The 12,365-nt window shown below is 62.9% G+C and carries 8 protein-coding genes and 1 riboswitch; all 8 genes read right to left on the bottom strand.

Annotated elements, in window-relative coordinates; translation table 11 throughout:
* Nucleotides 1–62 precede the first annotated feature (62 nt).
* The 8 genes from L0984_RS28445 to L0984_RS28480 all read right to left on the bottom strand — a co-directional run bounded on the left by L0984_RS28445 (nt 63) and on the right by L0984_RS28480 (nt 12,331).
* Complete coding sequence (locus L0984_RS28445; protein WP_234197779.1) at nt 63–269, bottom strand: hypothetical protein; 207 nt, start codon at nt 267–269, stop codon at nt 63–65.
* A 113-nt stretch (nt 270–382) separates the two neighbouring features.
* Entirely contained in the window at nt 383–2,248 is a 1,866-nt protein-coding gene (gene thiC / locus L0984_RS28450; protein WP_234197780.1) for a phosphomethylpyrimidine synthase ThiC, read from the bottom strand.
* Nucleotides 2,249–2,363: 115 nt separating this feature from the next.
* A riboswitch (TPP riboswitch) is annotated at nt 2,364–2,472 on the bottom strand.
* Between the two features lie 61 nt (nt 2,473–2,533).
* Nucleotides 2,534–3,241, bottom strand: a complete 708-nt coding sequence (locus L0984_RS28455; RefSeq protein ID WP_234197781.1) for a M48 family metallopeptidase — start codon at nt 3,239–3,241, stop codon at nt 2,534–2,536.
* Nucleotides 3,242–6,514: a type I restriction endonuclease subunit R gene (locus L0984_RS28460; protein ID WP_234197782.1), complete on the bottom strand. Its 3,273-nt coding sequence runs from the start codon at nt 6,512–6,514 to the stop codon at nt 3,242–3,244. It abuts the gene before it with no gap.
* 12 nt (nt 6,515–6,526) lie between these two features.
* Nucleotides 6,527–7,603, bottom strand: a complete 1,077-nt coding sequence (darG, locus tag L0984_RS28465) for a type II toxin-antitoxin system antitoxin DNA ADP-ribosyl glycohydrolase DarG (RefSeq protein ID WP_234197783.1) — start codon at nt 7,601–7,603, stop codon at nt 6,527–6,529.
* A gap of 16 nt (nt 7,604–7,619) precedes the next feature.
* Nucleotides 7,620–8,273: a type II toxin-antitoxin system toxin DNA ADP-ribosyl transferase DarT gene (gene darT, locus L0984_RS28470; protein WP_234197784.1), complete on the bottom strand. Its 654-nt coding sequence runs from the start codon at nt 8,271–8,273 to the stop codon at nt 7,620–7,622.
* The gene (locus L0984_RS28475; protein ID WP_234197785.1) at nt 8,266–9,552 is read right to left on the bottom strand and encodes a restriction endonuclease subunit S; all 1,287 of its coding nucleotides are present in this window, start codon (nt 9,550–9,552) and stop codon (nt 8,266–8,268) included. Before L0984_RS28475 ends, darT begins: the two co-directional genes overlap by 8 nt.
* Nucleotides 9,545–12,331 carry a type I restriction-modification system subunit M gene (locus L0984_RS28480; RefSeq protein ID WP_234197786.1) on the bottom strand — a complete coding sequence of 929 codons (2,787 nt, stop codon included), beginning with the start codon at nt 12,329–12,331 and terminating at the stop codon, nt 9,545–9,547. The genes L0984_RS28475 and L0984_RS28480 overlap by 8 nt, the downstream gene beginning before the upstream one ends.
* Between the last annotated feature and the right edge of the window lie 34 nt (nt 12,332–12,365).

Below are 12,365 nucleotides of genomic sequence, written 5' to 3' on the forward strand. Positions count from 1 at the left end.
TGAACCCATCAGCGAGCGCCGCGCCCGGTCAGGACATTCCGCGACCGGGCGCCGCACTGAAGTCAGGCGTGCGAGGTCTCGCCTTCGCGCAGGGCCGCCTGCAGCGCGCGCGTGCCGCTGGCCAGTGCCACCTCGTAGCTGTCGGCCGGCGCTTCGCCTTCGCGCACGGTGCGTGTCGGCTGGCCGTCGGCATCGGTCTGCTGGAGCTTCCAGACGAAGGCGCCGGGTTGCGGCTCCTCCACGATGAGTTTGAGGGCGGGATGTGTCATGCACCGACCGTGATCCTCACTGCGGGCCGCATGTCGTGGGACGCGTCCTACGCCACTGTCGGCCATTGCAGCAATCAGGGCGGCAGGGCCGCGGGGCCCGCCGCCCCGCGGCCTCACCCCTTGGCCGGCTGGATCGGCACGTAGAACTCGCCGCCGCCCTCGCGGAACTCGCGCGACTTCTGGTCCATGCCCTGCGCGGCGTACTCGCGCACTTCCTGCGTGATCTTCATCGAGCAGAACTTGGGCCCGCACATCGAGCAGAAATGCGCCACCTTGCTCGAATCCTTGGGCAGCGTCTCGTCGTGGAAGTCGCGGGCCGTGTCCGGGTCCAGGCCCAGGTTGAACTGGTCCTCCCAGCGGAACTCGAAGCGCGCCTTGCTCAGCGCGTCGTCGCGTGCGCGGGCGCCCGGGTGGCCCTTGGCCACGTCGGCGGCGTGGGCCGCGATCTTGTACGCAATGATCCCCTGCTTGACGTCGTCGCGGTCGGGCAGGCCCAGGTGCTCCTTGGGCGTCACGTAGCAGAGCATGGCCGTCCCCATCCAGCCGATCATGGCCGCGCCGATGGCGCTGGCGATGTGGTCGTAGCCGGGGGCGATGTCGATGGTCAGCGGGCCCAGCGTGTAGAACGGCGCCTCGTGGCAGTGCTTGAGCTGCTCGTCCATGTTGGCCTGGATCATGTGCAGCGGCACGTGGCCCGGGCCTTCGATCATGGTCTGCACGTCGTGCTTCCAGGCGATCTGCGTCAGCTCGCCCAGCGTGCGCAGTTCGGCAAACTGCGCCTCGTCGTTGGCGTCGGCACCGCAGCCAGGGCGCAGGCCGTCGCCGAGCGAGAAGCTCACGTCGTAGGCCTTCATGATTTCGCAGATCTCCTCGAAGTGCTCGTAGAGGAAGCTCTCGCGGTGGTGCGCGATGCACCACTTGGCCATGATCGAGCCGCCGCGCGAGACGATGCCCGTCATGCGCTTGGCCGTCATCGGAATGAAGGGCAGCCGCAGCCCGGCGTGGATGGTGAAGTAGTCCACGCCCTGCTCCGCCTGCTCGATCAGCGTGTCGCGGAAGATGGCCCAGGTCAGGTCTTCGGCCACGCCTCCCACCTTTTCGAGCGCCTGGTAGATCGGCACCGTGCCGATGGGCACCGGCGAGTTGCGCACGATCCAGTCGCGCGTGGTGTGGATGTTCTTGCCGGTGCTCAGGTCCATCACGTTGTCCGCGCCCCAGCGGATGGCCCACACCAGCTTTTCCACCTCTTCTTCGATGCTGGAGGTGACGGCCGAGTTGCCGATGTTGGCGTTGATCTTGACCTTGAAGTTGCGGCCGATGGCCATCGGCTCGACTTCAGGGTGGTTGATGTTGGCCGGGATGATGGCGCGGCCCCGTGCCACTTCGTCGCGCACGAACTCGGGCGTGATGATCTTGGGGATGGCCGCGCCGAGCGGGTTGCCCGCCACGCGGCGCGCGCGCTCCTCGTCGGCCAGGTACTCGGCCATCCATTCGCGCCGGCCGTTCTCGCGCAGGGCCACGTACTCCATCTCGGGCGTGACGATGCCGCGGCGGGCGTAGTGCATCTGCGTGACGTTCATGCCGCTTCTGGCGCGGCGCGGCTGGCGCTGCAAGGCTGCCGCTTCGGCGCGCAGCTGAGTGATGCGCTCGTGCTCCTGCGGGGCCTGCTGCTCGGCATGCTTGGCGCCATCGTCCAGCGCCTGGCGGATGCGGCCTTCGTAGCTTTCGGTGTCGCCGCGCTCGTCGATCCAGGCCGAGCGCAGGCCGGCCAGGCCGCGGCGCACGTCGATCTCGGCGTTGGGGTCGGTGTAGGGGCCGGAGGTGTCGTAGAGCGACACCGTCTCGCCGTTGGTCAGGCGCACATCGCGCACCGGCACCTGCAGGTCGGGCCGGCTGCCAGCGATGCGGCCTTTGGTGGAAGCGGGAAAGGGCTCACGCGTCAGCGCGAGCAGATGGGCGAACTTGTCGGGGGCGTTCATGGGGCGGACTCTCCAAAGCACATGGGTGGATGGATGCCCCGCCATCGGCGCCAAGGGGATGCGGGTGGGCCCGGCCCCGCCGATGGATACACGGACGGATGGACGGACACACGCGCCTTGGCGCTGCAGCTCTTCTTACGCTGGTACTAACCAGATCAAGTTCGCGGTTCCGGCGGTCAGGTCCGCCGTCTCAGCACGCCATACGTGCACCCCGGAGCGGGGGCGATTCTAGGGGCAGTGCGCAAAACCGAGTCGGTATTCAAGGTGCTCGGCCTTGGGCACCAATCAGAGGTCCAACTCTACGCCGCGCAATCTAAGCCATTCCTTCCGGCGCTGGTAGTCCGGCAAAACCTTGTCGACCTCGTTCCAGAACGCGCTGGAGTGGTCTCGGTGGCGCATGTGGCAGAGCTCATGGACGACGATGTAGTCGATGATGGTCAGGGGAGCCATCAGGCACTTCCAGTGAAAGTGCAAGTCGCCGTTCTTCAGGCATGAGGCCCAGCGGTAGCCCAGATCCTTGACCTCCACGCGGCCAGCCGCGACACCAACCTTGGGGGCGAAGTAGTCCACCCGGCGCGTCAGACGCGGCTGCCCTTTGTCCGCATAGAAGGTTGCGAAGGCCTTGCTGGCACCATCAGTTCCGAGTTCGGTGACGACACTCTTCAGTAGGCAGAAGCGGCCGTCCTTCAACTTCAGTCGCTCGTCTTGTTCAGGCACCAGCTCCAGCCGGTAGCTGCTGCCCAAGTACATGAACGACTCGCCGCTGACCCATTCGCGGTTGACGCGGCCGCCGTTCAGCTCGCGCCACTCCGCCAGGCTACGGTAGATCCACATGCGCTTGGATAGCACGGTCTGGTCAATCTGCTCGGGTGTCATTCGAGCGGGTGGACGTACCGTCACCACGCCGTCGCGTTCGATGACGATGTCCGTCGTCATCCGGGCAGTGCCGGGCAACAGGTGGTACTCGATGTCGTGGACCTGGCGAACTTGCATTCAGGTCTCCTGCTTGGCGGCCGCTCGCGGCGCCTTGGTCAGCTCGCCGTGCCGGTTCTTGGCCAGCTTCATGATCTCGACCGCCACTCGCTCGCGGTTCTGCTTCATTTCCTCGATGGATGTCTTGGCAATCTCGGTCTTGATCAGTGCTCGCACACGCTTTTGCTTGTCTGGGTTTTGCCAGAAGTCGATGCTGCCAATCGTGTCCTGCAGCAGCTCCACCACGGCCTCCATGAAGGCCTTGAACGCGGAGCGGTCGGCATCAGGCAACTCACCGCCGGCGAAACTGACCTGCACGACGTGCTCGAAGAATGCCGAAACTTCCTTGCTCATGCCGTGTTGGCCTTGCTGGCGGCCGACCACGGCCTCATGCCTGAGCTCTGCAAGCTTCTCGACCAGAAGGTCCCACTCATCCTTGTGGCGCTCGATCAACGCGTCCACCTTCTGTGAGAGGCTCTTGTAGAACGCCGGATCCTCGTCGTGATGAACGGTGCAGTGCTTGCGAATGGCATGTTCCATCTCGCTTGCCTTGGCCTCCGCACTGCCGCAAGCGTGAGCACTCAGCTGCTCCATGAAGTCCGCAGACAGCAGTTCCACCGGCGGCACCTTGGGGTTGATACCCAGGCTGACCAAGTGCTCGTTGATGAGCGCCTTCACCTTCTCGCCGGCATCACCCAGGTTCAGGCTTTCGTCCTTGTAGCGTTCCTTGGCCACTTGCAGGATGTAGCCGAAGCGCCGTGCCGGCACGCGATAGGGCTGCGCTTGGGCGCCGGGCAGGATGATGTCCAGACTGATCAAGAACTTCCTGAGATACACCTCGAAGTCGGCGCGCTGTCGTTCATCCTTGAGGGCGGTGACAGCTTGGTGTACGACCGCGGCATCAACCTCTTGCGTCGGCAGGCGACCAGTTGCAAAGGCCTCGATGTCTTTCACGCCCATTCCTGCAAAGTGCTGCAGCAGTCGCTGGTAGCGCTCTTCGAGCACCGGCAACTCGGACGTGATGTTCTTCAGGCCGTCCGTCAGCTCCTGCTGTTCCTCGGTGGCAGCGTAAACCGTGAGGGCCTCGGTCAGGTGATTGGCCAAGCCGATGTAGTCCACCACGTAGCCACGCTTCTTGCCCTTCTTCACACGGTTCGTCCGCGCAATGGCTTGGAGGAGGGTGTGCTCGCGCAGCTTCTTGTCGATGTACATCACCTGCTCAATGGGCGCGTCGAAGCCGGTGAGCAGCATGTCGCACACGATCAGGAAGGCGATGCCGGAGTAAGCCTTGTCAGGGTCGTCCAGGTCGAAGCTGCGGCAGAAGTTGTCCACCGCGTTCATGCGCTGGGCCTGCTTGCGCGCATGCGTCACATAGGCCGGTTCGTTCGTTCCATCGCTGGAGATCACCACGGCTGTTTTGAGAAAGCGTAGCCGCTTGATCAAGTCGGCATCGGGCGTGTTGCGCGCCTCCTCCTTGGCCACACGCTCGGCCAGCGCGGCTTCGATACCCGCCTGATAGCGCACGCATGCCAGCTTGCTGTGGCACACCACCTGAGCCTTGAAACCATTGGGCAGGATGTTGTCCACGTAGTGCGCGACCAGGTCGCGCGCGATGGCGTTGATGCGCTGTTCGGCTTCCAGGATATCGCCCGTGGCGCCGTACTTCTTCTTGATCGCCAGCAGTTCCTCGTCAGACCGGTCTCGGAACAGATCCTCGAATGCCGTGTCGAAAGCATGTTTCTCGTTCAGCGCACTGTCGGCCGTCTTGCCTTCGTAGAGGATCTGCAGCGTCGCGCCATCGTTCACCGCATCCATCAGGCGGTAGGTGTCGATGTACTCGCCGAAGCGCTTGTGGGTCTTCTTCTCGCCGTGGCGCTCGGTGATCAAGGGCGTTCCCGTGAAGGCAATACGCGCTGCGTTGGGGAATGCCTCAAAGAGGTTGTCGCCCAGGTCTGAGCTCTGGGTCCGATGGGCCTCGTCGATCATCAGGATGATGCGATCGGAGGTGTTGACGACCCCAAATGTCTTGCCAGCCGGGATAGCGCGATAGGTGCCCAGCGCCTCCGCCACCGCATTGCTGAGCGCTTCCTTCCGGTCCTGGAACTTGTGCACCATCACCATGTTGACATCGGAACTGTCGGTAGCCAGGTGGCTGCGCAGCCCGGCACGGCTCTCGATGACGTTGACGCGGCCGCCGATCAGGGTGGCCGTGTCACCCAGCTGTTCTTCCAGGTCCTGCCGGTCATTGACCAGGACGATCTTGTAGTCGCTGAGGTCGCGGCTGGCGCGCATCATTCGCGCGAGGAACACCATCGTCAGAGACTTGCCGGAACCCTGGGTGTGCCAGACCACGCCGCTGCGCTCGGCAGCCGTCTGGCCCTCGCGCAGACAAGTCATGATGCGGCCGGCTGCTCGGTACTGCTGGTAGCGGCAGACCACCTTGACGCGTGGGCCACCATCGGTGTCCATAAACACCGAGCTGGTGCGAAGAATCTGCAGCAGATTTGAGCGTGTCAGCATGCCGCCAATCAACAGCTGCTGCGCATTCATCCCCTTCAGGCCAGCGTCATCCTGCGGGAACAAGGTCTTCCAGGCATAGAAGTGCTCCTCGCCTGAGGTGATGGTTCCGTAGTCGGCCTCCAGGCCGCAGCTGCGCACCACGAACAGATTGGTGTGGAACAGCCGTGGTTCGCCCTCCTTGAGTCCATCGAGCTCAGTCTGCGCCCGGCGCCGCATGTAGCGCTGCAGCTGGACGAAAGCCTCCTGCATCGGGTTGGCACAGACCTCAGACCCCTTCTTGCACTCCACAACCACCAGGGGGATCCCATTCACGAACAGAACGATGTCCGGAATGATGAAGGCCTTCACGCAGCCCGGCGTGTCCACCCTGAACTGGTTGATGGCATGGAAGCGGTTGTTCTCGGGGCGGTGGAAGTCGATGAGCCGCACGACCGGGTCTGATTCGCCGGTCAGTTCGTTCCTGCCCACCTGCGCCTTGAACAACAGCGCTTGCACGGCCTCGTTGGCCTCCAGCAGCGACCGGTTGGAGTGCCGTGTCAGCTCGTGGCGCAACTCGTCCAGTTGAGCGTCGGTCAGCCAGGTCTGGCCGTCGTTGGTGCGGTTGAGGCTTCGCACCGCTTCGTCAAACACCCCAGGCAGCAACCACTCTCGGAAGTGGTTCCGCAAGCTGGGGCCTGCCTGTTGCGGCACACCGCTGCCCTGGTCGATCACCGTCCAGCCCTGTTGGGCCAATTGATCGAGGAACGGCTGCTCAACCTCGGTGCATTCGCTCACCGCGCCAGACCTTCACTGCACGGCTGCGGGAGCCTGGGTCAGTCGGTCCAGGGCAATACCCAGCGCCTTGTCATCGAACAGCTTGTCCTTGCGCGCAGCCGCACCCGCACCGCCGCCCCAGTGGCGCAAGCCTTCACGTAGTGCCGGCACCGTGGGTTCCACGCCGTCACGCGCAAGCAGCCAGTCCACGGTGGCCAGCAGCTCCATGCCGAAGGGCGACTCGAACCCGTCGATCAGGCTGGCCGTGGCTTCGAGGGCAGGCAGGTACTCCTTGGCTTCGCTCTTCAGGTAGGCCTGCACCAGGGTCTTTCGGTTGTCGTCGAACCAGATCACGTCGAAGGGATCCGCATCGCTGATGCGCTTGTCGCTGTGCAGGTAGCTGCCGTCCAGGTTGTTCAACAGGTGGTCGAGGCGGTTGGCATAAGGCCCGTACTTGTGGGCCACGAACTTCAGGTCCAACCGGTTGTGTTCGGGGCTCACGCGTTCGATGGAGCGTTCCAGGAACCAGGCCAGCTTCTGGATTTCCAGCAGGCTGCATTCCATACCCAGCACCCAATAGCGGCGCACCAGCTCGGCGATCAACGCGCGGGCGGGCGTCAGCCTCTCCACGCCGGCGCGCTTGGCCACGTTCTGGTACTGGCGCGTGGGCTCGTACACCAAGATCTCGATGTCCAAGTCGCCCAGGGCTGCTTCGATCTGCGGCCGCACCATGGCCCAGTCCAGCCCCCCGTTGCCGGCACCCAACGGCGGAATGGCGATGGACTTCACCCGCTCTTCAACCAAGAAGCGACGCAGGTCTTGCAGGCCTTCGACCACCCACTCCATGCGGGAGGGGCTGCGCCAGTGCTGCTTGGTGGGGAAGTTGACGATCCAGCGCGGTCCGCCCAACTCATGGACGGGCGTGACGAACATCTTGCCCACCCGCACCTGCTTGGCCTTGCAAGCGGCGGCGTACTGGCGGTAGTTGTCATCAAAGCGCTCCTTGAACATCAGCGCGATGCCCTTGCCCATCACCCCCACGGTGTTGACGGTGTTGACCAGCGCCTCGGCGCCGGACTCCAGCAGATTGCCTTCGGTGAATGTGATCATGGTGTGGTCCTCGGCATCAGAAGTACCAGCCGGGTCGGGCGTGCACCGCGAGGTTCAACCCACGCGCCGCCACTTGTTGTTCGATGTTCTGCTTCAAAGCAGAGGTGTAGCACACGACGCCCAGCAGGGCGCTGACGGGCATGTGCTGATGGACGAGCGCCTCGGCCTGGTAGCGCTCGAACTTGGCCGGGTCGTCCGGATCGCGCTTGAAGTCGCGTGCCTGCAATATGGGCCAGTCGATCTGGTCCAGATGCTGCAGGTTGTCGTAGTAGTTGGCCCACTGGTAGTAGGCATGGCTGTCGGTGAACAGCCAGCGCAGGTTGGCATCAGCTGCCACTCGACGCAGGCTGGAGACCAGGATCACGATCTCGTCATTGCGGCGCTGCGTAATGCCCGCCCGGCCGGACTTGATGTTCAGCAGCATGGGCGAGAACGGCGTGAAATAGAACGGCACGTAGTCGTTCAGCCGGCCGCCAGGTGGAGGTTGCACCGGGTGGGTGGCGCGCTTGCTGATCAACTCCGGGTTGCCAATGCTGATCCAGTTGGGCGCGCGTACGTCGCTGTTACCGCAGTACAAGCCATTGTCCAGCACCCACGGCAAGTTGTCGCGGTGGATGATGCGGAAGATCAACGCCTTCTCGGGGTTGAGCTCGGCGTAGTGGCTAGGCATCTACTGGCTCCGGGACGAGATGGTCGACTGAGACGCGGCCGGTGAGCAGGTCTTGCATGAGGCCAAGCTTTTGCTGCCGCAGCTTCTCCAGCTGAGCAGTTTCCCGCTTCAGGCGAGTCGTTATCCCGTCCAAAGCATCCGCGATTTGTCTCTGCTCTCGGCCGCTCTCGGGCATGAACATCCACAAGGTTCTGATATCCCCGACCCTTACATGTCCGACGGTAGAGCCGCCTGATATGAGCTCAAGGCGGTTCTTGATCTGCTGCGACTGCAATGCATACAGGAAGTACCGAGGGAAGATCAGATCTTGGTTGGGGCGGTACAGCATCATCCGCTGACCCAGGCACGCATGCGGATGCCGCTCGGGAATCATGCAAATCTCGCCAACCGGAGCTTCTCTCGTGATCACGATGTCTCCTACCTTCGGCTTGCCGCGCATGGTCCAAACGGCATATGACTTTTCGTCTGTGAACGCTAGTTCGGCATCCACAAACTCGCCGTCTCGAACGTTCGGTGTTCGAATCACGGGGTAGCCATCTGGTGTCTCGGGAGGCGTACGATTCTTGCAGTCGATAACTTTCTCGCAAACGGACTCGCAAGTCGTAAAACGCCAATCCTTTGGAATCCAACCCATAGCCGTTTCCTGATACAGCTCCGGCGCCTCACTGAACGGTGGGCGGAGTTGGCCGTTGGGCAGCACCCCGCGAGTGAACAAGTCGTGCATCAGCCCGGCCTTGATCTGCTGATGTTTGGCGATCAGATCGCTCGTCGACTCAATGGCTGCGTCGACTGATTCCAGTACCGATGCTATTCGGCGCTGCTCATCCCGGCTGACCGGGTGCGGAATCTGAACACGGCCCGTGTCTCCCTTGTTGATTTCCGGGAACGTGCTGCCCGCCGCATATCGCTGGAACAGTCCCCTCAAGCGCTCTACTTGGTAGAAGAGGAAGGGTCCATCCACCTTGCGGCCGGGTACCAAAGACTTGAAGCCTTGATTCGTGCACACAGGCATCGCAGCCATTTTCACGAGACCCACAGAGGCCCGCGACGTGAACAGGATGGCTCCCGACGGCAGCATCTTGGCCGACGAGCTCAGCAAACCCAATCGGCTTAGTGAGCTTGCCGTAATTGACAAGTAGTTGGTGGCGCTTGCCGTGATGTCGGTCGGCGTAACCCACGGGATGCCTCCATTCCAGAAGCTTGAGACATCACGCGACGGCGTTCCTCCGCTAACGATATCTGCGAGGTCGGCAACCGAGCTTTCGCGCCAATCACTCATACCCCAGCTCCACCAGAAACCGTTGCAGCTCTGCCGCCGATTGATCGCGCTCGGCCTCGATCTGCCGCGCCGTCACTGCGTACTTGTCCCAAAGGTTCTCGACAGCGGCGACACAAGTGCGCTGATCGGCGCGGAGATAGTGCTGATAGCTGTTCAGCAGCACACTTCCCAGCCGCGACACGATCACTTGCCGCGCCTCGTCTGCACTGATCTTCAGGCGCGCCTGCTCCACCAACTCGTCCTTCTTGGCCTGCGTGGACTTGATGGCTGCCTTCAGCGTCTTGGCCTCGTCTTCGAGAGTCTTATGGGCTTCCAGCTTGGCCTCCAGCCGCTTGGCCGTTGCCTTGGCCACTTGGCCTGCAGCCATCGCGGCTTCAACCACTAGGGCAATTCCCGATGAGTGACCTACCTCTTGCGCTAGGTTCAGCACCCGCTGCCCATTGGCGAACTGTGCATCCTTGACCGCGAAGCCGTCGGTGCAGTGGTGGGCCTTGTCAGTGCCTTTGGGCAGCAGGCCAGCCGCCTTGATCTCGGTGAACAGATCGGTGACGGCACCCTTGAGTGTCTTGAGCTGGGTCTTCCATTCGGCGGTGGCTTCCTTCAGCTCGTCCTTGAGCGTCTTCACCTCATCCGCCGGCAGCACGCCCGTGTCGTCGGTGTCGTCGTAGCCCTCTTCGCTGGCTGCGGCGAACAGCCCCTGCAGTTCAGCCAAGCGGGCATGCTGCTGCTCCAGCTCAGCCAGCACCTGCGGGAACTGGCTTTGCAGGATGTCGTCGTCGGGAATCAGCTCCGGGCCCCAGCCGCTTGCGAAGATGGACTTCAAGTCTGACGCCAGCAGGTTGTAGAAGTTGGCGAATGCACCGCGCACCTGGAAGCGGTTCAACAGATGCTGCTGGGCGAAGGTGCGCTCGATGCTCTCCAGCAGCTTGGCGCGGAGCTCGTACACGTTGTGTGGCCGGGCATGCTGGTTGTCGGCATCGGGTGCAAGTGCTTCCACCAGCGGCAGGTGCTGTCGCCACCAGACTTCCAGCTCGCGCATGAACTGGGCGTGGCGCCGCTGCACGCCGGGGTGCTGCTTCACCAGCTCGGCAATGGCGCGCTTGTCTTGAGCGATGGCCGCGGTGAAGTCGGCATACAAGGTGCCGTGCTCGGGCGCGGCGCGGGGCGTGAAGCAGGCGTCGCGCAGGCCGCTGTAGTTGTCCCAGTAGTGGGCCAGGGCATCCACCTCGGGCATGGGCACGCCACCGTGCAGGTGGGCCCGCACGTCATGCGGTTCCGGCGGTAGTGCGTTGTCCACATAGCGGCGGATGTTGCAGTTGTAGTCCTCGGCCCGAATCTGCTCGACGGCCACCAACTCCGCGTAGCGCTCGATGCGCTGGCCCGTGCGGTAGGCGTTGACGATCTTGTCCACGTCTTCGGGCCTCAGGTGGTTCTGGGCCTTGCCTTCGCGGTACTCCCGATCGGCATTGATGAAGAGCACGTGCTTCCGATCCTGGGCGCCTGCCTTGTTCAGCACCAGGATGCAGGCGGGAATTCCTGTGCCATAGAACAGGTTGGCAGGCAGGCCGATCACCGCCTCCAGATAGCCCTTGTCGATGATGTATTGGCGCGCCTCGCGTTCTTCGCCGCCGCGGAACAGAACGCCGTGCGGCATCACTGTGGCCATGCGGCCGTCGCTCTTCAGCACGGCCAGCATGTGCTGCACGAACATCAGGTCGGCCTTCTTGCCCTTCTCCGGCATCCACACGTGGAAGCGGCCGGGGAAGGCAATGGGCTCCTTCTTCTTGGCGCCGCTGCCATCGTCTTTGAACTTCGTCTTGGCGTAATTCTGGCTGAAGGGCGGGTTGGCCAGCACGCGGTCAAAGCGCATCAGCTCGCCGGTGGTGGGGTCCAGATGTCGGGGGTCAGCCAGCGTGTCGGCGTTGCGGATGTCGGCGTGCGAAATGCCATGCAGCAGCATGTTCATCTTGCAGATGGACCACACGGTGCCCATCTTTTCCTGGCCGAACAGCGAGAGGTTTTGGGAGTCTCCACCGCACTCGCGCACGTAGTCGCGCGCCTGGATCAGCATGCCGCCAGAGCCGACCGTTGGGTCATACACCCGCATGTTGTCGGTCGGGTCGCAGATCTCCACGCACACCCGCACCACTTCGGCCGGTGTGTAGAACTCACCGGCCTTTTTGCCGGCCGAATCGGCGAAGTGCTTGATCAGCCATTCATAGGCCGCACCCAGCAGGTCGGGGAACTCGAAGTCGTCATCGTGCAGCGGGATCTTCTCGAAGTTCTGGATGAAGTCGACCAGCGTGTCGTCATCCAGCGTGTTCTGGCCGATCTTGCGGTTGAAGTTGATGGTCTCCTTCAACACGTCTTCCAGCGCGTCGGAGTTGGCCTCTTCCAGCGCGGCGAGCGCCTTGTTCAGTGCGGAGCCGACGTTCTCCTTCACGTGCTTCAGTGCCGGGCGCAACTGGGGTTCTCCGTTCACCCATTCAATCCAAGGCTCATTCCAGCGGGCGCGGGGAGGAACGAAGAAGTACTTGCCGGAGTACTGATCAGGATCCTCCAGCAGATTGCTCACGTCCTTGTCCGATAGACCCTCCACTTGCCCTTGGCGCCGAATTTCGCCGCGCCGCTGATCGAACAGATCGCTCGCACGTTTGAGAAACAGCATGCCAAAGATGTACTCCTTGTACTCGCTCGCGTCCATGTTGCCGCGAAGATCGTCGCACGCAGTCAGCAATAGGTTTTCAAGACGCGCTAGCGTCAGCTTGGCATGAGGCATGCTCGTTGTTGATGCTGGTCACTCGACCAGACTT

The organism is Pseudacidovorax sp. NFM-22, assembly GCF_021401245.1.
GTDB lineage: Bacteria > Pseudomonadota > Gammaproteobacteria > Burkholderiales > Burkholderiaceae_C > Xenophilus.

What these genes read in the sequence shown, in the direction of transcription:
- L0984_RS28445 (WP_234197779.1), bottom strand. Translation starts at nt 269, where the DNA reads ATGACACATCCCGCCCTCAAACTCATCGTGGAGGAGCCGCAACCCGGC.
- thiC (WP_234197780.1), bottom strand. Translation starts at nt 2,248, where the DNA reads ATGAACGCCCCCGACAAGTTCGCCCATCTGCTCGCGCTGACGCGTGAG.
- L0984_RS28455 (WP_234197781.1), bottom strand. Translation starts at nt 3,241, where the DNA reads ATGCAAGTTCGCCAGGTCCACGACATCGAGTACCACCTGTTGCCCGGC.
- darG (WP_234197783.1), bottom strand. Translation starts at nt 7,603, where the DNA reads ATGATCACATTCACCGAAGGCAATCTGCTGGAGTCCGGCGCCGAGGCG.
- darT (WP_234197784.1), bottom strand. Translation starts at nt 8,273, where the DNA reads ATGCCTAGCCACTACGCCGAGCTCAACCCCGAGAAGGCGTTGATCTTC.
- L0984_RS28475 (WP_234197785.1), bottom strand. Translation starts at nt 9,552, where the DNA reads ATGAGTGATTGGCGCGAAAGCTCGGTTGCCGACCTCGCAGATATCGTT.
- L0984_RS28480 (WP_234197786.1), bottom strand. Translation starts at nt 12,331, where the DNA reads ATGCCTCATGCCAAGCTGACGCTAGCGCGTCTTGAAAACCTATTGCTG.